This is a genomic window from Shewanella psychromarinicola (genome assembly GCF_003855155.1).
GTDB lineage: Bacteria > Pseudomonadota > Gammaproteobacteria > Enterobacterales > Shewanellaceae > Shewanella > Shewanella psychromarinicola.
The window spans coordinates 2,265,198-2,287,363 of sequence record NZ_CP034073.1; the positions used below are offsets into that span (position 1 = coordinate 2,265,198).

Genomic DNA, 22,166 nt, shown 5'->3' on the forward strand with positions numbered 1-22,166 from the left:
TTGAAAGCATATTATCGATTATCAGAATTGAATGAAACTTGTGGATTGTCTGATGCGGATATTCAGTATTTAAATACAGATACCGAAGTATCATTTTGCTTATACTGCAAATCAACATATGTGCTTATTGGCGGTTGGGTAAAGGGCAAGTTTAGTTGTTTTGGCCAAGCGAAGTATGCAGGGCTTATTTCGATGACGCAAAATCAACAAGTTGAACTGTTTGAAAACAGCAAAATATATGTGGGCAGTTCGACCATATTACAACAAAACAAAATGGCCCATTATTCGACCGTCTATCCGTTCACTGTTGAAATGCCAAATACCGTTATTGAAAAGTGGTTAGCGACTCCTTTTGATAAGATCCCCTTCGAATATATGCCTTTTTACTTTTACCCTCAAGAGCGTACAAGCATGTTAAAAGAGTTTGAAAACATGTGTAAGGGCATAGCAAGTAGCAGGGATACATCAACGCCCTATGAGCCTCCAAAACCTATTAAGACAGAGTTATTTCATCATAGCCAAAGCTTTACGCTAGACGATGCCTGCATCACTTCAGATGAGCTTAAGAAAGCTAATAGCTATTTTTCGCGCAATATTATGAGCAATTTAGAAGATGATGAGCCAAAACAGCTCGTGAATTCAACTCAAAAAAATAGCCGCCCTATAGACCTTTTATTGCAGACGATGCTTAAGCAATACCCTGATGCGCAAGCAAATCAGGTTTGGAATAAGCTAGGTGAAGACATTTTGAATGAGCCTAGATTGTTTGATACTGATGAGATTATAGATGAAATCGGCAATGACATATTGTACTGGTTTGACACAAGGTCAGAGCTTAAGCAGATGAAGAAAAAGAGCTTTTATAATTTAATTAGGGAATTGAAAAAAACTTAGTCCTAGCACTCCTAGAAGGACTCCTAGGACTCAAAACGCCTTTTATTGTCCTCCATGCACTTAAACGTACATGGAGGCACACATGCCAACAGCAATACCAACAGCAATACCAACAGCAGAAACCAAACGCGCACTATCAGAAATAGAAACAGCTGAATATATCGGTATGAGTCGCTCTTTCCTTCGTCAATCACGTATGGAAGGAAATCGCGAGAACAGAACCCCAGCTCCACCATTTATTAAAATCGGTCGTGCGGTTCGTTACCTAAAGGAAGATTTAGACCAATGGCTTGATGGCTTCTACCGTATGGAACACTTAGGGCAGCAGTGTGCCGTAGGTGGTAAACATGCCTAAGCTAACAAGAGAGCAGAAGCGTTTTTTAATCTGGTTATCGTTAACAGGTACTCATTTTGAAATTTGTCGGGAACTTGGTTACTCCTACCGACAAATGAACGGTCTTGAGCAGTATGTGAATAAACAAGGAGAGCGTTATAAGTTCGATACTAGAACACTCCAAAGGCTTATAGATGCAGATCTGGTTACCAGTGACATAATTTACCCCTTTGGAATAAAATATCAGCGTTATTACGTGACCGAAGAGGGTCGAGCATGTGCAACTTTGTTCAGGCTAGGAGCCTCTTAGCTTGAGCTATTGTAGAGAAAAAATCATCGTAAAGGCGATGAATGGTAATGATGACATTCTATCGCCTTATCTCTCTCGCGTTGATAATGCTGATGGTCGGTTTATCACCGCAAAATTATCGCCATTTTCTAAATTGATTCAAAGTACGATTCTTAAAGAGGCTTTTGATAAGCCTAGTGCCTACGAACGTAACAGGCATATTTTAGATACCAGTACCATGCTCTATAAATTACTGCCCAAAAAATTAACTCACATGTTTTTCTGTTTCGATGATGACATTAATATCAAAGCAAAAGCATGTGCTGACTATTGCAGAAGAATTGCTATCGACCCCAAAGCAATTGAATTTATCCGCCTTCATGATAATTTACCCATTAACGGGGATGTACTCATTAGCGAAGGTGTACCCGTTAATGGGAATGTACCCGTTAACGAATTTCCTACCGTAGATCCCGAACCAAACCGAACTATTACCGAAACCAGTTCGGGAAGTGGCCTAGCTAATCCCGAATTTAACCGAGCTATTACCGAAACCAGTTCGGGAAGTGACCTAGCTAATCCCGAATTTGACCGAGTTATTACCGAAACCATTTCGGGAATTGACCTAGCTAATTCCGAATTTGACCGAGTGATTACCGAAATCAGTTCGGGAATTGACCTAGCTAATTCCGAATTTGACCGAGTGACTACCGAAACTATTTCGGGAATTGACCTAGCTAATCCCGAATTTAACCGAGCTATTACCGAAATCAGTTCGGGAAGTGACCTAGCTAATCCCGAATTTGCCCGAGTTATTACCGAAATCAGTTCGGGAATTGACCTAGCTAATTCCGAATTTGACCGAGTGACTACCGAAACTATTTCGGTAATTGGCCTAGCTAATCCCGAATTTAACCGAGTTATTCCCGAAACCAGTTCGGGAAGTGATCTCGCTAATCCCGCATTAAACCTAACTATTCCCGAAACTAGCCCCGAAATTAACCGAGTCGATTCGGTTCGTTCAATTGGCGAGATGCCTACAGATAAGCAAAAAGTAGCGTATGAGTATTTATCTCGCTATGTAGCAACGTTTAATATTTTGCCTGTTAAGCCAAGCAAAACAGGTAAGCTTTCAGGTTGCATTAAACGCTATGCCGATAATCGCTGGTGGTTACGCAAGTTTCGCAAGCTGATAACTCAGGCAAATGAAAAAGCGGCAATACACCTAAACTTTGTTAATAGCAAAAGGCAGGTTTATGCCAGTAACATAACGACTAAAAACCGCATTGCTCAACGGTTGAGAAATGATGAGTTAATGAGTTCTAGCTTTATCATTAACGAGCTTGGTCAACGCTACTCTTTAAAGGACGTTTCAGACTTAAATGTCTCTAATCCAAAAATCAGAAAAGATGAACTGATTTGTCGTGCTAGAGGTTTTGAAAACCTTGCAAAAGAGGAGGGGCATGAGGCGTTGTTCATTACGATCACTTGCCCGTCTAAATATCATCGAGCCTTTTCTAAATCTGGCGCGCCTAATCCGAAATGGCAAGGGTTAATGCCTGATGAAGCTAACGGGTACTTAAACCACCAGTGGCAAAAAACACGGGCAGAATTTAATCGACAAAACATCAGTCCTTATGGATTTCGTGTGGTTGAACCGCAACATGACGGCACACCTCATTGGCACATGTTGTTTTTTATTGAAGGTGAAAAACTCGAAGATATGCAGAGTATCATTCGTCAGTATGCTTTAGAGGTTGATGGTGACGAAAAGGGCGCTTTAGATAACCGTTGTGACTTTAAGAAAATCGACCCCGCTAAAGGCTCTACTACAGGCTATATCCTGAAGTACATAGTTAAAAATATTGATGGTGAAGGCTTAGGAGAAGATAAATTCGGCAATGACTCACTGCTTGTTGCTCAACGTATTGATGCTTGGGCTTCTTGTTGGTGTATTCGCCAGTTCCAGCAAATAGGCGGTGCTAGTGTCTCTGTGTGGCGTGAGCTTAGAAGAATCCGTACAAAGCTATTTAAGACAGATAAGGAAAACCAAATCTCTGTGCTAGAACAAGCACGTTTTGCCGCAGATAACAGCGATTGGCAAGGCTACACAACGGTTATGGGAGGGATCTCGACCAAACTTAAGGATAGGCCGATTAAATTGCATTACGAACTGAATATTGATGAGGAAACGGGTGAGTGTTACCAGAGTTATTATGACGGTGAGCTTATTAGTAAAGTGAAAGGTTTATGGTTTGCAGGAAAAACCATTGTCACCAGGCTCTACCAATGGAGGATAGAGAAGGCTTAATATCTCTTGGTTAGGCTCTAAACCTAAATCAAAATGAGCAGAGAAGTCTTAGCCCTAAGTGCTGAAAGCTTAATCTATAAAAAGAACATCTCTCATCTGCAGTTTTAGCCAGAAACTAGGCTATATCACGAATCTATAGCTCGAATAGAAAGTACCCGAAACCTCTCTTTAATCTTTTGCTAGTCGCTTGCCAGAATGGCAAAGATGCTTTTACTTGGAGTTCTGTAAATAACTGTACTAAACGCTTCAATCAAACCAAGTTGCACACAACTTGGTTTTCTTCGATGGGGGGCATGAATTAATTTTTCAGAGGACATAAGACCCTGTTTGATTCGCTACAAAAGTTAGCTCAGATACGGCAAAGTTATCTGAGCTAACTTTTGACTTGATTAAAACCTCGGTGTCAAGCTACTTAAAACTGTGGAAGAGGTGGGGGAAGTGGCGGAAAGGTTTTAAACCATTCCTCATGCACTTTACAGTTTTCACTATTTGGTTCAGGTGATGCTTGTTTAATACGGACGTGTAAAGGCATGGCTACACAGTTACCAAAGACTAGTGCCTCACCAGGTACTGACTGTTTAATTTTGTTAGCAAAATCATCTGAGAAATAAGGTAGTATCGAATAAACATAGTTCATATCCACTTCGTTCTGAATGCGGTGAACAATGAAGTTAGAGCACTGTGATAATACGGTTCCAGATAGTTCAGATGGGCGCTGTGAAGATATCAATAAATACAGTGCGTACTTACGACCTTCTCGAGCTATCTGTTCAAAAATGTTCTCTCTCAGAAGATACTTTGAATCTTTTTTAATATAGCGATGGGCTTCATCCAAGACCAGATGGATTGGTTTCTCACGCCTTTCTGAACCTTTAAGCTTTTTCCGGTAAGAAAAATGCAGTCTAGATGTCACAGAAGTTAACGTTTCAAGTGCATCTCTGGAAAGTTCACTCGTATCAATAATAACCATGTTCGTCTGTGAAGGGACGGCACATTTTGACTGCCAAAGCCAATCAAGGTAATCCTCTATCTTCCTAACATTTGGAGGGTTTTTTCTCATGAATAAGCAATTATCGTTATCAAGGAAAAAATCCAGTCGAGTCATCATTGTGGATGTGTATTCTCTGATTCGACCGTTACCTTTAGCATCCTCCTCAAGTAGAGCCATATTTGCCGCTTGCTTTAGGAAACGGTAGTCGAAGAACTCCTCAGTAGTAGCTCTATAATCCATAACCTCACGTACATCATCATCGTTAACTTTTGTTCGAACTGTTTGGAGAGCCTTCCTAAGCTTGTCCTTATTTTCACCAAATGAAATAGTGCAACTCGTAAATAATTCTCGAAGGTCTTCAAAAATACCTTCTTCTCGGCAAGCAGCCTCTAAAGCCTCATCAAGTTTAATTAGCTCCGAAATTCCGTAGATTATACTCTTTGCTGCAGTAATGATCGCTGTTTCGCTATCACCTTGTGAGTGAAGGGTTTGGAGTAAATTGCAAATTTTAAATCTCAGGTAGTTGATTAACTTTTGACGCTCATCCCCTGCTCGCGTTGAGATCATGTAGAATTTATAGCTTTCTTGTAGCACCCTATCCCAGAAAGGACGCTGAGTGGCATCCGTTGCCATCAAGAAGGCACTCCATTCGTCAATATTCATCAGGAAGTGAGGAAGAAAAAAAGGTTCATAACCATCTTCGACAGTTTCAATATTTGGCTTAAGAAATCGTACACTTAAATTTGGGCATTTGTCATGATGTTCAAACGCATTTCGATACTCGCCATTCACATCAAAAATCAAAATCCTAGATCCGATTGCTGAGTTGTCTTTTTTCTTATGGATTTCCTGAATGATATGAGCAATAGTATTCGACTTGCCGCTGCCTGAGTTGCCTAGTACAGCTGAATGGATATTGAAAAACGAATTGATAGATATATCGATTGGGTAATTAATTAAGTTCTTGCTCTCCCCCAAATAAAAGCTTTGGTGAATTTTATCACACAGTTCATTGTTTCTACTGGTTTGAAGTATCAACTCCATATCTTCAAACGTTACTATATTTACTTCACTGTATATAGCGGGAAATATTCCGACCCCAAGATTAAACAGGCCTTTCCTCGAAATAGTGCCGATAGGCTTCAGGAGTACCTCTCTAGTGCTGTCAACGTCATAAGCAGCGCTATTAACTTGCATGTCAGTATCAAAAATAGAAACTACTTCACAGATAAGCTGTTCACCAATCGAGTTGGTAGTTTTTAGATAACTACCAATGTTACCGAAATAGTAGATAACACCAGCAAGGTTAACTGAGTTGCCCCGAACTTCAGTTGAGACCCTAACTTTAAATTGGTTAAAGTTAACTGAGGTGATTGTTCCAATTCTCATTTATCACCTCTTGCTAGCTTAAGTGACCGAATAAAGTCCTCAAGCAAGTCGCTGTCCCGGCCCTTATCTAGATCAGGTATCAGCTTGTTAACGATGTAGTCAAAGTAATGGATCTTTATGGCTTTTGCTTCTTCTTTAATCGTTGGTTCAAACTCTCCATAGATTTGGTAGATACGCCTATCAGTTAGTTTTGTGAGGTTTTCTGAAGGGGAATAATTTCCAAAAATAACTACGCTTAAACTTGGATTCGATGCGAGTGCTGCATAAATAGCATTGTTAATGTGCTCATCGCTAAAGCTATAGCCAATTACAATTAAGACCCCATGTTGGAGTAATAACTTGGTTTGAAACTCCCGAATCAAATCAGCATAAGGTGAACCTAAACTTTTGTTTTGTTTTAAGGGGGTAGGGTAGATAAGGACGTTATTTTTAGGAGGTGTCTGACATGGGGCAACATCGATCTCCTTGATATTGAAAAAGGAGTTATCATCAGACTCAACCCAACTAATCGAACCATGTAGTTTGTAGAGATAAACCATATTCTCTAGTGGTTCATACTTCTCCATACCAGAGTCAATCTTACGGGAAAATGTGTAAGAAAAACGAGCGGGATTAAAGGAACGAGATAGCCCACTACTAAAACCATTGTTGTAGTTTATGTTCAGAAAGCCAAGGGCTGTTTCGCTTAATAGATCATTATTAGTGGTAAATACATTCACTCTAGCAAGGTCCTTGTTTCTCAACGAGAGCTTTTGATAGAGTTTTTTATATAAACTGAATGATTTATCAGCGCCACTTGCATTACAGTCAATGTTAATGGATATATATATCTGGGACTCGATTAGATTGATTAAGTAATCATTAATGTCATCATTTTCCCCAACCCCTTTTAAATAGGAGCGCTTTGAGTACAGCGTTCCCAATATGTTCTCAAGATTTTTAGGTGAGTGCCTCTTAATATTCTGAAATCCATCTTTTAGTGATTGATGACTAAAACTACATTCATCTGCCGCTATACTAGCTTCCGTATCAAGACTATTTACCCTTCCCTCAACTTCTTTTATCAGCGGCTCCATTGCTGGTATGGCATCTGCACTCGCGCCAGCCCCTAAGAGAAAATGAAGATTTTTAATGTTAGTAAGATCAGACATCTTACTTCTGATTTTCTCAAGTCTATCCTCAAGCACATCAGATTCACTGAACAGCGAATCTTGACCTTGTTTGAAAGTTATAAGGTCATTTACGACTTGCTTTTGAGCCATATTTTCAGACATTGCTACGGGTTCCTTTTACTCAGAGCTAGTATCCATAAAATTTCATAATTGAGTTGTTAGACTTTTATTGAGGGTGAATAGCTTACTTCGCGCTTATACATCGTGATAGGTCTAGAGCCAAAGCGTCCGCGACCATGACCAAATAGCATCGCAATTACAACAAATAAAGATATTGTCGTGCTAGCTAGCACAAACCAATTTATAGTAAAACTTTCGCCAAAAGACCGTATTAAATTTTGTTCAATTAAATATTTGAGCCCTATAAGAAACCAAATCAATACAAATACCAGACTTACGATTTCGTTAATTTTAGATACTGAAAAAGTTTGCTGAGGATAAACCGTCTTATAGAGTGGGCCAGTAAATGCATCTTCTAGAAGGTCCACATGTACCTCCCAATGCCGTTGCCAAGACTTGCTGCCAATATTGGTAAGATGCCATGCTAAAGACAGAACGAAGCCAATACAGATTAGGAAATAGACTTCTACATGGTTGAACGAATCTGGCTTTATATAGTTATCAGATGAAATTAATGCAAAATAGCCTACGAATGTACTGGCGATAAATGCCCAAAAATAAGTGGCTCGTTTCCAATACATTTCAATCTCAAAATTTCTCGTTGCCCAAGCTTTCTCAAACGCTCTTTCTGCTTTCTTAGGACAAATATCAACTAATAAACTATTGTATTCCTCCTTAGACAGCTCAGAAAGCGCTGATGGTTTATTCGAATATATATAGTTGAAAACCCCCAAGGCTTCCTCCCCAAAAATTAACAAATTTCAGACAGAAATATTCTATCCTCATCTATTATCCATCTTGATAGCATCAGATTGGTTATTCAAGCTATATTAATAAGTTATGTCATTTTTTATATGAATTTGTCGTCTGGAAGTGCTTTGGTTTAGTATTTAGATTGTAATATTTTGGGGGGTAGTCAGAAAAATAGATACACAGCATAAGTAATGAACTTCTGATCTAATCTGCATGGAGGCAGAGCGCGCAGTGCGTCCTCTTTAGAGTTCTGTCACTATCGGCTGCTTTGTCGTGTTGAGATATGGGAGTTGATTCACTTTCCACAAGCTAGTGTGAGTAGGTAAATTTGCTACATATTTGCTACACAGAACTCCAGATACGAAAAAGCCGTAGTAGGTACTAACCTACTACGGCCTATCTGTATTGGTGGCCCCTCTGTGACTCGAACACAGGACCTGACGATTATGAGTCGTATGCTCTAACCAACTGAGCTAAGGGGCCGACTTAAGATAGTCGTCACTATCGAAAGCGTGTGCAGTATACGAAGTTTATTTGTGGTTGTCACCTCTGATTTTGCAAGAATTCTGTTGAAATGATTCAACTGGTTATCTGTTAATCAGTGCAACTAAATATCAAATAAAATTCTGGCAGATATTGGTCGCAGTTTAAGATGAAATAAATACTTTGATCACAGTTGTGGCTAATGGTTTTTTTTGGTCGAAAAATAATGGGTCAGGGATTATGTCATTCCTTATGGATCTCGGGTGTGAGCGAGTCTATAAAGTCAGTCCCAAATGCGAACCATTCTCAATGCCAGCGTATCGGCACAATGTTGCGAAAAAAAACAATACCCCTTCAATTAAGTAGTGCTGTAACGCATATTTTTGCATGTTCTGTGATGACGATGTGTGTACTTGGGCTTGCTTTGTTAAGTTTTGTGATCATGCGGGGCGACGGTGTTTTAAGATGCGGGTGGCGCTCACGTTAATCGTGCAAATTTCGAGCTGATTTAAAGGTTGAGACTAAGGTCTTAAGTATTTGCAGTATCTTGGGTTTATCTCTGTTAAAAAGGTAGTCAAGGTGTAATTGCGTCAGTCTGTAAACCCATGTACTGCCCCATAATAATGTCTTCTTAATAGCGAGAATGGTTATGGATGCAAGTGACAATTATTTTTATTGTTTTTAGACGAAAAATTGGCTTGAGCTTGAAATCAAGGTAACAACAACACAAGCACGAGTGTAGATTTGCGGTCTTAAATAGTGTGGGAATAAATGCTTGCATGATATCAGTAGAAATGAACATGCGGGAACGTCTGACCAAAAGCTCATCTTGGTTATGTCGAGGTCATCAAGTTTGATGCGTAGTCGGCATAAAGTTTTTTAGATGGGGTCTACTAGGACTCTGTTCACATAGAGATGACATGAATGGGGATACACACATGTTGCAATCTAATTTGAAAGTGCTTGCAGATAAGCTAGGCCAACTCCTTGAGCCTTCAAGAGTCAATACCGATTACATACGCCGCGTGGCATGGGGAACAGACGCTTCTTTCTACCAAAAACGTCCACAAATGGTAGTCCACACTAAAGATGAAGCTGAGGCGTCAAAAGTCTTGGCGCAATGTTATCAGAGCTCTACGCCTGTGACATTTAGAGCCGCAGGTACCGCGCTTTGTGGTCAGGCGATTTCTGATTCAGTTCTGATGGTCGCAGGTCTTCATTGGAATAATTTTAAGGTGTTAGAGGGCGGCAAAAAGGTACAAATGCAGCCCGGAGTGATTGGCTCTAGACTTAATGGTGCACTGGCACCTTTGGGATGGAAGTTTGGTCCCGATCCAGCCACGATTGCCTCGGCGATGGCCGGTGGTATTGTGGCTAATAATGCTTCTGGTATGAACTGTGGTACGCACCATAACTCTTATCAATTAATTGACTCTGCTCGAATTATATTTGCTGATGGTTCGATTTTAGACACCGCAAGCAAGCAAAGTCGTCAAGTGTTTAAAAAACATCACCCTGAGATGATCAAAGGCATTGAAGCCATTCGTGACGAAATCATGGCTGATAAAGAATTAGTTAGTCGTATCAAGCGTAAGTACTCGATTAAAAACGTGACTGGCTTTGGTATGAATTCATTTGTTGATCATCAAGACCCTATCGACATTATCTTACACTTGATGGTTGGCTCGGAAGGTGCGCTCGGCTTCTTATCAGAAATTACCATGAAAAGTGTGGTGAAAAACAAATTCTCTGCGTCGTCTATGGTTTATTTCGATTCACTTCGCGGTGCTTGTGAGGCGATTGTTGAGCTGCGACGAGATGCCTTCAAAGAGACCAACGCGGCGGAGTTGTTAGATAACTTCGCTCTGAAAGCTGTTGCCCAGTCTAAGTATGAAACACCAGACTTCTTAAACAATGTGCACAAAGATGTGACGGCCGTATTATTCGAGACCTTTGGCGATAACCAAAAGCAGATCGATGCCAACGTTGCTAAAATGTCAGCGATTATGGCAAAACATGGTTTGTATCATGACGTCGAGTTCACCCAAGATCCTGCTGTAATTACCAATATGTGGGCTATTCGTAAGGCGATTTTCCCGCTAGCAGGTTCAATGCGTCCGGTCGGCACGTCTTGTATTATCGAAGATATAGCCTTCCCAATTGAAGTGTTGCCGCAGGCAACCATAGATTTACAAAACTTATCTTTTGCCCATGGTTATGATGATGCGGTGATTTATGGTCACGCACTTGAAGGTAACTATCACGTTATCTTCGCACAAGACTTCTCCTCTAAAGCTGAAGTGGATCGTTTCGAAGGCTTTATGCAAGGGATGTGTGATCTTGTTGTGGGATATGACGGCTCGCTTAAGGCAGAGCATGGCACCGGATTTGGTATGGCTGCCTTCGTTGAAAAAGAATGGGGCACAGCAGTCTATGACTTGATGAAGCGAGTCAAGAATACGCTTGATCCAAACGGTATTTTAAACCCTGGCGTCATCATTAATGACGACCCACTTTGCCATGCTAAAGGCTTTAAGCCTATGCCAGCAGTGCATAGTATTGTGGATAAATGTATTGAGTGTGGATTTTGTGAACCGCATTGTGTGGCTCATGGTTTAACTCTATCTCCACGCCAACGTACCGCCGTTGCGCGCGTGATGAAAACATTAGAAGCCACGGGCAATGAGCCTGATGTCTTGGCTGATCTGAAAAAGAACTATCCTTACTTTGCTATTGACACCTGTGCTGCAGATGGCCTGTGTAAACTCGGTTGTCCAATGGCGATTGATACCGGTAAATATATGAAGGTATTGCGAGCCGAAGGGGCCAGCAATATGGATAAGAAAATTTCTGATTTCACTGCCGATCGTTTTGGCACTATGGAATCGGTCGCTCGATTTGCGTTAGGTGCCACCGATATTACCCGTAAAGTGATTGGCGAGTCTGGTATGGGCGCTATAACCAAAATCGTGCGTAAAGTTATGCCAGGTATGCCGGTGCCGTTATGGACTGAAGGGATGCCGACACGAGGCAAAGCCTTGCCAACTCGCAAAACCAATGGTGACATGAAAGCCGTGTACTTCCCTGCATGTTTGAACCGCATGATGGGCACTAGTGCTAAACATGACGATCAGCGCTCTTTACCCGAAACCATCGTGAGCCTATTTGAAAAGGCCAATATTGAGATAATTCTAGGTGAGAAAACCAAAGGTTTATGCTGTGGGCAACCTTGGGAGTCTTATGGTCATGATGATGCGGCCGACCGTAAGTCTGATGAACTCTCGGTGTGGTTGTTAAAAGCCTCTAATAATGGTGAGTATCCTATCCTAGTGGCAACCACTGCTTGTCTTGAGCGGATGCGCCGTGCTTGTGATAGCCGTTTGCAGATGTATGGCCCTGAAGAGTTTGCTTTTGAATTCATGGTTGACCGTATGCAAATAAACAAAGTTGTTGAAAAAGTAGCTGTTCACCCAACCTGTACCACGCGTAAGCTCGGTATGGCAGGCAAATTAACTGAACTTGCCAAGCTTTGCGCCACTGAAGTAGTGGTGCCAGAGAATGTAGGTTGTTGTGGTATGGCGGGCAACCGCGGTATGAATTACCCTGAGCTTAATGAACATGGACTTCGTCATTTAAAAGAAGAGACCAAAGATAAAGGTTGTACCCATGGTTACTCAGTATCTGCAACCTGTGATGTTGGTTTAACGACGCACTCGGGTATTCCATATAAAAACATCTTAACGCTTCTTGATAAAGCCGCGAGCAGAAAACAGCAATAAACCGCTGATTTCATCCTTGATTAGCCCACGCAATAGCGTGGGCTTTTTTTATCTTAAGTTTGCAGGAACAATTGAATTATCATCGCTCACGTCACTTGACGATCTCATCGATGGCATGTGTTGACCAACATGAACTAATGCGGATAGTTTTTTTAAAATATCATCGTTCAAGTCACTTGACTATCTGATTGATGGCATGCTTTGACCAACATGAACTAATGCGGATAGTTTTTTTAAAATGTCGTCAAGAGAGTGTTGTGAAGGCTATATCTTTGCATGGGCATAGGCATGAGCATTTAGGCTTAATCTGATAAGTCATTGTGCCGCGTAAATTATACCAGTTCCATTAATAATGTGCTCAATCAGAGTCACTCAGGTTTTTCAGTTTGAGGCGCATTGTTGAAATAATGGTTGTTCCCTTATAAAACAATGCAACAAAAAAATGGAAAGCCTGAGTGGCTCCCAAGGGCGGTTTTCTGCACCTTCTATACTGCTTAATATGATTTTGACGTACGACTGCATGGATGCAGGAGATAGAGCAACGCAGGAGCTGTTGCCGAGAACAACTATGCCTACAATCCTATTACTTGCCTAGAAGGCGCAGAATTCCCGCTGAATGACCAGATAATTATTAGAATTGGTATTAGATAAAAAATTACAACTAGCAGCTTAGTATGCAAATAAAAAAACCCAGCATATGCTGGGTTTTCATGATCATAGAAGACTAAACCGTCAGTTTACTCGTCTAGGAAAGACTTTAATATTTCAGAGCGAGAAGGGTGACGTAACTTACGTAACGCTTTGGCTTCAATTTGACGAATACGTTCACGTGTTACATCAAATTGCTTACCCACTTCTTCTAAGGTGTGGTCTGTATTCATATCGATACCAAAACGCATACGCAGTACTTTTGCTTCACGAGCGGTTAGGCCTGCTAAGACTTCGTGTGTGGCGTTCTTAAGACTTTCGCTAGTTGCTGAGTCTAGTGGTAACTCCAGCGTCGTGTCCTCGATAAAATCACCCAGATGCGAATCTTCATCGTCACCGATTGGGGTTTCCATTGAGATTGGCTCTTTAGCAATTTTCAGTACCTTACGAATTTTATCTTCAGGCATCATCATACGTTCTGCTAATTCTTCAGGAGACGGCTCTCGGCCCATTTCTTGAAGCATTTGACGAGAAATACGGTTTAACTTGTTGATCGTTTCGATCATGTGTACTGGAATACGAATAGTACGTGCTTGGTCAGCAATTGAACGGGTGATTGCCTGACGGATCCACCACGTTGCATACGTCGAAAACTTATAACCACGACGGTATTCGAACTTATCTACGGCCTTCATCAAACCAATGTTACCTTCTTGAATTAAATCCAAGAACTGTAAACCACGGTTGGTGTACTTTTTGGCAATAGAAATAACCAAACGTAAGTTAGCTTCAACCATTTCTTTTTTCGCACGACGAGCTTTCGCTTCACCGATAGACATGCGACGGTTAATGTCTTTAATGCCTGCGATGGTTAAGTCGGTTTCGACTTCAATAGCCCCCAACTTTGTCACACAACGCGTTACGTCATCGGTGATCATCCGCAAACCTTCAGCATAAGGCTTGGTGCTTGCTTTTTCTTTGTTAAACCAATCTAAGTTTGTTTCATTGCCGGTGAATGCTTTAATAAAGTTTTTCTTTGGCATCTTAGCTTGTTCAACACTAAGCTTAATGACTAACCGTTCTTGAATTCGTACGCGATCCATCATGCTGCGCATGCTTTTGACTAAACGGTCAAATTGTTTAGGGATTAAGCGGAATTCTTTGAATAATTCACCGATAACAAATAATGAGCCTATCGCTTCAGGATGATCACGGCCTTTTTCAGCAATAATACCTAAGCTTTTTTCGTAGGCTTCTCTGAGTTGAGTGAATTTTTCTTTGGCTTGTTCAGGATCAGGCCCTTTGTTGCCTTCTTCCTCTTCATCATCGTCGTCATCATCATCTTTTTTATTGTCAGCCAATTCAGAACCAACATTGGTGGCAGTAGGTGCGACGTCATCGTCGTCAGGATTGATAAATCCAGAGATAATATCAGACAAGCGCAATTCTTCAGCTTCATACTTATCGAATTGCTCTAAGATCATTGCGATCGCTTGAGGGTATTCACTGACAGAACTCTGTACAGTGTTAATACCTTCTTCAATACGTTTAGCAATAACAATTTCGCCTTCGCGGGTAAGTAGCTCTACCGTGCCCATTTCGCGCATGTACATGCGGACAGGGTCTGTGGTTCGGCCTAACTCACTTTCTACGGTTGCGAGAGCTGCCGCTGCTTCTTCTGCAGCATCTTCGTCTGTGTTGTCTTCCGACATCATCATGTCATCGGCATCTGGCGCTTGTTCAAAAACGCGGATACCCATGTCATTTATCATCTGGATAATATCTTCAATCTGATCGGAATCGACCATGTCTGCAGGTAAGTGGTCGTTCACTTCTGCATAGGTTAAGTAACCTTGCTCTTTACCTTTAGCGAGCAACAGTTTAAGTTGCGACTGCGGAGTGTGATCCATAGATATCATCCAATTTTGGGTAACTGTTAAAACGATAGGCCAGTTAGCTTTACTAAGTGGCGCGCAAATCGTCAATTATAGCTGTATGGGCTAACCTTAGCTAGTCCATGGCAATGTTTGTACGCACATTCTTGACGAATAAATTGCGTATTACTTCGCTATGCCTTTCATTATCGAAATCAGCTTTTTTAGCTGCATTTTTTCAACTTTCGTTAAAGCCTGTTTGAGACTCAATTCCTGATATCGTTGTTCAATATATTGGTTGTTTAACCAAATCAGGGTTTGCTTAAACTCTGGCAATACGTTTTCATCCGCCACTTGATGTTCCCATTGGGCTAGCTTAATTAGAGTGCTTTTTTTCTGATGCTCTCTATGCATTTCAAGTAGTTGTGCGCTGTTTAACGTTTGCTCTCGAGTTATATCTAACAAATGATTTAGCAATTCTATGCCGGTCATTTGTAATCGATCTAGTGCTGGCTGTTTTGCCAAACCAAAGCCTAAACTTGGGTTTTGGATCAGGAGGCCAATAGCCAATCTTAATGGCGTGCCACGACCTTGTAAGCCTTTCGCATTTAATGGTTTCTGTTTTGCAGAAAAACCTAACTTCTTTTTCAAGTCATCGGCACTGTTCATGCCTAACTTGTGTGCCAGATTTTCTAGCAATAAATTTTGTAGGACGGTATCTTGTACCTTTTCAATTAGCGAGATTGCTTGCTTGGCTAATGCCCCTTTATCTGTCCCGTGGTTAGCACTTAATGTGTCAAACAAAAACTCGGGTAGTAACATGGCTTTTTGCATTAAGGCTTCAAATGCTTCTTTACCAATTTTGCGGACCATAGTGTCTGGGTCTTCACCTTGCGGTAGAAACATAAACTTGACTTGATCACCCGGTTTTAACAGTGGCAATGCTGTTTCGAGTGCACGCCAAGCAGCTTCGCGGCCTGCACGGTCGCCGTCATAACAACAGACCACCTGTTTTGCACTACGCACTAAAAGCTGAAATTGTTCAGCAGTAGTCGAAGTCCCTAAAGATGCAACCGCATAATCAACCCCAAATTGGGCGAGTGCGACGACATCCATATATCCTTCAACAATTAACACATGCTGTGGATCACGGTGTTTTTGCTTTAACTCATATAAACCATAAAGTTCATTACCCTTATGAAATATGGGCGTTTCTGGCGAATTCAAGTACTTTGGGGTACCGTCACCCAAAACTCTACCGCCAAATCCCACAACACGACCGCGACGATCGCGTATTGGGAACATTAATCTGTCGCGAAAACGGTCATAGCGTTTACCGCTATCATTGGCAATAAGCATGCCTGCTGTCAGTAATTTATCTTGGGCGGGCAAATTTTGCCGGTAACGACCCAATAAACCATCCCAACCATCGGGGGCAAACCCGATACCAAATTGTTCAACAACGTCATTTGATAAACCTCTGAACTCTAGGTAATCAACAACTTTTTGTTTGTCTGTATGCTGCCTAAGTTGGCTTTGATAGAAGAGATTGGCTTCTTCCATCAGTTCATATAAATCGCGACTTAATCCTTGGTCGGGTCTTTTCCCTGTGCCTTGCTCCCGTGGTACGGCAAGACCAAGTTGACCTGCAAGCTCTTCAATGGCGTCAATAAATTCTAGTCGATCATATTCCATGACAAAATCAATGGCATTGCCATGAACACCGCAACCAAAACAATGATAAAACTGTTTATCTCTGCTGACGGTAAAAGAGGGTGATTTTTCGCTATGAAAAGGGCAGCAAGCCGAGTGATTCTTACCGGCTTTTTTCAACGGGACTTTACGATCAATTAGATCGACTATGTCTATTCGAGCTATTAGCTCATTGATAAAATCACGAGGTATCGCCATTGATTGCTGTTGTTCTCGAATTTACTTTATCAACTGATTAAAACAAACAAGCCGTGCAAGTGCACGGCTTATTCAACATTAAAACTTGATTACTTCAATTTAGCGCGGATCATTGTACCAATGGCACTCATATCTGCACGGCCTTGAACTTTAGATTTTAATGCTCCCATTACTTTACCCATATCCGCCATGGATGCCGCACCAACGTCAATGATCGTTGCATCGATAATCGCTGCAACTTCATCTTCGGTTAGCGGCGTAGGCAAAAAGTCTTCGATAACTCGAATTTGTTCTGCTTCTGCTGCGGCCAACTCCGGACGATTCGCGGCTTCATATTGAGCAATCGAATCTCGGCGTTGTTTTACCATTTTGGTTAATACAGCTATTGTCTGCTCATCAGTCAGAGTTTCGCGGGTATCCACTTCAATCTGCTTGATGGCAGAAAGCGCCATACGAATTGTTCCTAAGCGCACTTTTTCTTTAGCACGCATAGCATCTTTCATTTGGTCTTTTAGCTGATCGGTTAAGTTCATAATGAGATTAATATAAACGTACGCGACGTGCGTTTTCGCGAGAAAGCTTCTTTGCTAGACGCTTAACTGCAGCTGCTTTTGCACGCTTACGGGCAGTAGTAGGCTTCTCGTAGAATTCACGAGCACGCACGTCAGCTAGAATTCCAGCTTTTTCACAAGAGCGCTTGAAACGACGAAGAGCTACGTCGAATGGTTCGTTTTCACGTACTTTAATTATTGGCATACGCCATCACCCCTTAGGTGTAGTTATGCTGGATGACTAAATCGACTAAACATTTTTAGTGATTTAGCTCAAACCAAAGGCTATTCAAAATGGTGCGGAATTTTACACCGAGCGACGACCATTTGTAAACCCCTGATTGATTTTCTCTTTAGCTAAGGTGTAACAGTTTCATTTTTAAGATTTTATAAAACGTTATTGGCTTAAATAGTCGCCACTGGAGATAACAAATGCATATCATACAGCCGTTTGCGCCAATAGAGGTCTTGAATCTACTGGCTGTAGACTTGCTATTGACGCATAAATTCGTCTTGTTATCAGCCTAAAATTCAAGTTTGAGATCAAAATAGTCAATGTTAGCTCATTCAAAACAGTTTGTTGATCTCAAATCCCGAGCGGATCTCAAATACTGAGTTGAGATCAAATCCCGAGTTGAGATCAAATACTGAAACATTGGAGTATTTACGCTGAGACGGGTAGAATTAGCGTCCATATTTTTAATGAAGACGAGAGATTATGCGGGTTATCGGTATTGAGACATCTTGTGACGAGACTGGGGTTGCAGTCTATGACGATAAATTGGGCCTGTTGTCAGATGTGCTATATAGCCAAGTTAAATTGCACGCCGATTACGGTGGTGTTGTGCCTGAGCTTGCCTCTCGTGATCATGTTCGTAAAATTGTGCCATTAATTAAACAGGCTTTATCCGAAGCAAATTCGAGTGTAGATGATATCGATGGTGTGGCGTACACCAAGGGGCCTGGGTTAATGGGTGCATTGCTTGTTGGGGCTTGTGTGGGGCGTTCGTTGGCCTATGCGTGGAACAAGCCGGCAATCGGTGTACATCATATGGAAGGGCATTTATTAGCGCCCATGCTGGAAGATAACGCTCCAGAATTTCCTTTTTTAGCCTTATTAGTGTCTGGCGGCCATTCAATGCTAGTACAAGTTGAAGGCATTGGCCGGTATCAAGTGTTAGGTGAATCTCTTGATGATGCTGCAGGCGAAGCTTTCGATAAGACCGCCAAACTAATGGGTTTAGATTATCCGGGTGGTCCACGGTTAGCTAAATTAGCCCAAAAAGGCGTGCCTGCAGGGTATAAATTTCCGCGTCCGATGACGGATAGACCAGGATTAGATTTTAGTTTTTCTGGATTAAAAACATTTACGGCAAATACAATTGCTAAAGAGCCTGATGATGAACAGACACGTGCTAATATTGCTCGTGCATTTGAAGAAGCCGTTGTTGATACCCTAGCCATAAAATGTAAACGTGCCTTGAAACAGACGGGTTATACCCGTTTGGTGATTGCTGGTGGTGTGAGTGCTAATACGCGCTTACGAGAGTCATTGGCTGAGATGATGACTAGTTTAGGCGGTCAAGTGTATTATCCTCGTGGGAAGTTTTGTACCGACAATGGTGCGATGATTGCTTATGCTGGATTACAACGGTTACGTGCTGGACATATAGAAGAACTTGCCGTTAAAGGTCAACCTCGTTGGCCTTTGGATACGTTACCTGCGGTTGATTAACCGATAAGTTTATGCGACTGATTTAAATGATTGTTCTGATCTTCAAATCCATAGAAAACCTAATACTAGTTGGTATTGGGTTTTTTTATCGCTTTTTTTCGTGAGACTTTGCTTTCTTCACCATGACGTAAACGGCCAATATTGTCTTTGTGGCGGATTAAAATCAGGGTTGACAACATGGCGACCGGAAGAATAAAGCGTTCGTCTAACCACCAAGTATACAAGGGCGCTAAGGTGGCGGTTGCCATTGCTGCAACAGATGAATAACGTGTTAAAAGCAAAAATACAATCCAAGTCAGGATTAGGCATATTGCTAAATCACCACCAATGGGCGCCATCGCACCAAAGGCTGTCGCAACACCTTTACCCCCTTTGAAACCAAAAAATATCGGCAATATATGCCCTAAGCAGGCGCTGACAGCAATAAAACCTAATGATACGGCATCAAGTCCCATTTTGTAGCCCAGAAAAGAAGGCAGAGCGCCTTTGAGCATATCGAAAAAAAGTACCATAGCAGCAGAACTTACTCCACCAATGCGTAGCACATTAGTGGCACCGGGATTGCCAGAACCGCTGGTTCTTGGATCGGGTAAACCTCTTATTTTACAAACCAGTACGGCACTTGAGATCGAACCCGCTAGGTAGGCGGCAATGATCATCAAAATGGTGACGGTAACGGCGTTCAAATTGGTTTCCTTACTCTTCTTAGGGTATCATCGCGCATTCATTTGCAAGACAAGTGATTTTCAGTAACCACTAAAGCCGCCTTTGCGTTAACATTAAAGATTTGATTGATGTTAATTGCATAATAGCGCCTATCCTACTGCGTTAACTCATTAGGAAAAAGCTTAAATGTGGATTATTAAGCATATAATCGGTAATAAAGTTTGTTTAGAGTGATCTTGTGGTTTTTTTGCGTCGATTAAGGTAGGAATTTATATGGATAAAGTACTCATCCGTCAGTTAGCGATAGAGACCATTATTGGTATCTATGAGTGGGAAAAAAAACTTCATCAAACATTACTCATCGATTTAGATATGGCGTGGGATAATCGTCTTGCGGCTGCCAGTGATAATTACCAACATGCATTGTGTTATGAAACGGTATCAAATCGTTTAACGACGTTAATTACTGAAAATCCGATTGATCTGATTGAAACGGTTGCCGAAATGATCGCCCATTGCTTGCAAGATGAATTTAATGTGCCGTGGGTTAAAGTCGTGGTGATGAAACCTGGGGCAATACCCCATGCCGTTTCTGTCGGTGTTGAGATTGAACGCGGCAGTATTTAACCTGAACTCGGGATAACAAACGACTCTCAAACAGCCCTTTGCCTTCCTAACGGTGTTGAATCAACTTGCAATAGACTCACTATTGACGCGTTAATTCGCCTTGTTAGTAAAACAAATGGCAAGTTTGATAGATATAATGACTAAGATTTATCTTTATCATTATATTTTCATCTCTTATCCCGAGATCAGGTTATTTAAGTCTTATTTTCTTTTTATTGTTTAGCATTAGGTCAGTCAATGGCACGTATTTACATTAGCTTAGGCACGAATATTTCGCCTGCGCAACATCTTAGAGCCGGTTTGGTTGATTTACAGAAACATTTTGGCCCGTTACAGTTATCGCGCGTTTTTGAGAGTGAATCGGTAGGATTTAAAGGCACTAATTTTTTAAATATGGTGGCGGCCGCCGATACCGAGTTATCGATTACAGAGGTTGTGGCAACATTTAAACAAATTGAACAAGATAACGGCCGTATTAGAGGCGAGAAAAAATTTAGCCCAAGAAGTCTTGATATTGACTTGTTGCTGTATGACGATGTTATTTGTGAAATCCCCGTTGAATTACCCCGAGGCGAAATTTTGTTTAATGCGTTTGTATTATGGCCTTTGGCAGAGTTAGTTCCTAACTTATGTCATCCGGTGACGTTACAAACCTATCAAATACTTTGGCAGCATTACGATAAACAGTGTCAGCAATTATGGCCTATCGCATTTGAGTTCCCAGCAGAATTATTAGCGACTAATCCGTTAATAATTACTCGATAAGTTAATCTCTAACAAGGACAAATATGGAAACGTTTCAAGTTATTCTGCTGGCATTAATTCAAGGGCTTACAGAGTTTTTGCCGATTTCTAGCTCGGCACATTTAATTTTACCATCACAAATTTTAGGTTGGGCAGATCAAGGTTTATCATTTGATGTAGCGGTCAATACAGGCTCTTTATTTGCGGTGATTATTTATTTCCGTTACGAGATTATCGCACTGGCTAAGGCATGGTTTACCAGCTTAGCCAGCAAGCAACAAACTCAAGAAAGTAAACTGGCGTGGTGGATAATTTTGGCTACTATCCCCGCTGTGATTGTGGGATTTACCGCAAAAGAATTTATTGAAACGCATTTTAGAAATACCTTGGTTATCGCGATAACCACCATTTTCTTTGGCTTACTGTTGTGGCTAGCCGATAGAATGTCAAAAGCCCAGTTAAGTGAATTTCAAATGGGTTGGAAAAAGGCGCTATTAATTGGTATTGCTCAAGCAATGGCATTAATTCCAGGTACTTCACGTTCTGGTGCCACGATGACGGCAGCACTGATGTTAGGCTTGACGCGTGAAGCGGCTGCTCGATTTTCATTTCTCATGTCTGTACCCGTGAGCTTTGGGGCAGCGTTATTGGTGACTAAAGACTTAGTCAGTAGTCCAGACCCGATTGATTATCAAGCACTTGGTTTAGGGATTGTCGTATCATTTTTTGCTGCGTACTTATGTATCCATTTCTTTTTAAAGTTTATTAGCAAAATAGGTATGACACCGTTTGTGTTATATCGTCTTGCTCTTGGTGCAGTGTTGCTTGGATTGCTCTATATTTAAGATAAACACTTAAGCGACGTTTTTTTGCATCGCGGGTAGTCTTACCATAC

Annotated in this window: 16 protein-coding genes and 1 tRNA gene; 8 read left to right on the top strand and 9 right to left on the bottom strand. The window is 41.4% G+C overall.

The features are described 5' to 3' along the window. The 3 genes from EGC80_RS09920 (at position 1) to EGC80_RS09930 (ending at position 3,828) form a co-directional block, all read left to right on the top strand. Positions 1-894: a hypothetical protein gene (locus tag EGC80_RS09920; RefSeq protein ID WP_124012275.1), complete on the top strand. Its 894-nt coding sequence runs from the start codon at positions 1-3 to the stop codon at positions 892-894. An 82-nt stretch (positions 895-976) separates the two neighbouring features. Continuing rightward, positions 977-1,249, top strand: a complete 273-nt coding sequence (locus EGC80_RS09925; RefSeq protein WP_124012274.1) for a helix-turn-helix transcriptional regulator — start codon at positions 977-979, stop codon at positions 1,247-1,249. A 290-nt stretch (positions 1,250-1,539) separates the two neighbouring features. Further along, positions 1,540-3,828 (top strand): replication endonuclease, encoded by a 2,289-nt coding sequence (locus tag EGC80_RS09930; protein ID WP_124012273.1) that lies wholly within the window; start codon positions 1,540-1,542, stop codon positions 3,826-3,828. A gap of 412 nt (positions 3,829-4,240) precedes the next feature. On the opposite strand, the gene EGC80_RS09935 is transcribed toward EGC80_RS09930, so the two are convergent. From EGC80_RS09935 to EGC80_RS09950, 4 genes are all read right to left on the bottom strand, one after another. Then, a complete protein-coding gene (locus EGC80_RS09935) occupies positions 4,241-6,208 on the bottom strand; it encodes an ATP-binding protein (RefSeq protein WP_124012272.1) in 1,968 nt (655 codons plus the stop codon). Beyond that, on the bottom strand, positions 6,205-7,482 hold the full coding sequence (locus tag EGC80_RS09940; protein ID WP_124012271.1) for an SIR2 family protein: 1,278 nt from the start codon (positions 7,480-7,482) through the stop codon (positions 6,205-6,207). The genes EGC80_RS09935 and EGC80_RS09940 overlap by 4 nt, the downstream gene beginning before the upstream one ends. A 56-nt stretch (positions 7,483-7,538) precedes the next feature. After that, positions 7,539-8,234 carry a RipA family octameric membrane protein gene (locus EGC80_RS09945; protein WP_124012270.1) on the bottom strand — a complete coding sequence of 232 codons (696 nt, stop codon included), beginning with the start codon at positions 8,232-8,234 and terminating at the stop codon, positions 7,539-7,541. A 425-nt stretch (positions 8,235-8,659) separates the two neighbouring features. Next, positions 8,660-8,736 (bottom strand) — tRNA-Ile (locus EGC80_RS09950). Between the two features lie 938 nt (positions 8,737-9,674). On the opposite strand from EGC80_RS09950, the gene EGC80_RS09955 reads away from it, so the two are divergent. Next, complete coding sequence (locus EGC80_RS09955) at positions 9,675-12,515, top strand: FAD-binding and (Fe-S)-binding domain-containing protein (protein ID WP_164839446.1); 2,841 nt, start codon at positions 9,675-9,677, stop codon at positions 12,513-12,515. Between the two features lie 737 nt (positions 12,516-13,252). On the opposite strand, the gene rpoD is transcribed toward EGC80_RS09955, so the two are convergent. The 4 genes from rpoD to rpsU all read right to left on the bottom strand — a co-directional run bounded on the left by rpoD (position 13,253) and on the right by rpsU (position 17,704). Continuing rightward, positions 13,253-15,073 (bottom strand): RNA polymerase sigma factor RpoD, encoded by a 1,821-nt coding sequence (gene rpoD, locus EGC80_RS09960; protein WP_101034478.1) that lies wholly within the window; start codon positions 15,071-15,073, stop codon positions 13,253-13,255. 150 nt (positions 15,074-15,223) lie between these two features. Beyond that, complete coding sequence (dnaG, locus tag EGC80_RS09965) at positions 15,224-16,948, bottom strand: DNA primase (protein WP_101034479.1); 1,725 nt, start codon at positions 16,946-16,948, stop codon at positions 15,224-15,226. Positions 16,949-17,037: 89 nt separating this feature from the next. Then, positions 17,038-17,481 (bottom strand): GatB/YqeY domain-containing protein, encoded by a 444-nt coding sequence (locus tag EGC80_RS09970; RefSeq protein ID WP_101034480.1) that lies wholly within the window; start codon positions 17,479-17,481, stop codon positions 17,038-17,040. A 7-nt stretch (positions 17,482-17,488) separates the two neighbouring features. Beyond that, positions 17,489-17,704, bottom strand: a complete 216-nt coding sequence (gene rpsU, locus EGC80_RS09975) for a 30S ribosomal protein S21 (protein ID WP_006080725.1) — start codon at positions 17,702-17,704, stop codon at positions 17,489-17,491. Between the two features lie 513 nt (positions 17,705-18,217). On the opposite strand from rpsU, the gene tsaD reads away from it, so the two are divergent. Next, entirely contained in the window at positions 18,218-19,234 is a 1,017-nt protein-coding gene (gene tsaD, locus EGC80_RS09980; protein ID WP_124012268.1) for a tRNA (adenosine(37)-N6)-threonylcarbamoyltransferase complex transferase subunit TsaD, read from the top strand. 65 nt (positions 19,235-19,299) lie between these two features. Here the strand turns inward: tsaD and plsY are convergent, their stop codons facing one another. After that, entirely contained in the window at positions 19,300-19,893 is a 594-nt protein-coding gene (gene plsY / locus EGC80_RS09985) for a glycerol-3-phosphate 1-O-acyltransferase PlsY (protein ID WP_372491467.1), read from the bottom strand. Between the two features lie 280 nt (positions 19,894-20,173). On the opposite strand from plsY, the gene folB reads away from it, so the two are divergent. The 3 genes from folB to EGC80_RS10000 all read left to right on the top strand — a co-directional run bounded on the left by folB (position 20,174) and on the right by EGC80_RS10000 (position 22,116). After that, a complete protein-coding gene (gene folB / locus EGC80_RS09990; RefSeq protein WP_101034483.1) occupies positions 20,174-20,527 on the top strand; it encodes a dihydroneopterin aldolase in 354 nt (117 codons plus the stop codon). A gap of 237 nt (positions 20,528-20,764) precedes the next feature. After that, positions 20,765-21,292: a 2-amino-4-hydroxy-6-hydroxymethyldihydropteridine diphosphokinase gene (folK, locus tag EGC80_RS09995; protein WP_101034484.1), complete on the top strand. Its 528-nt coding sequence runs from the start codon at positions 20,765-20,767 to the stop codon at positions 21,290-21,292. A 23-nt stretch (positions 21,293-21,315) separates the two neighbouring features. Beyond that, positions 21,316-22,116 (top strand): undecaprenyl-diphosphate phosphatase, encoded by an 801-nt coding sequence (locus tag EGC80_RS10000; protein WP_101034485.1) that lies wholly within the window; start codon positions 21,316-21,318, stop codon positions 22,114-22,116. Positions 22,117-22,166 lie beyond the last annotated feature (50 nt).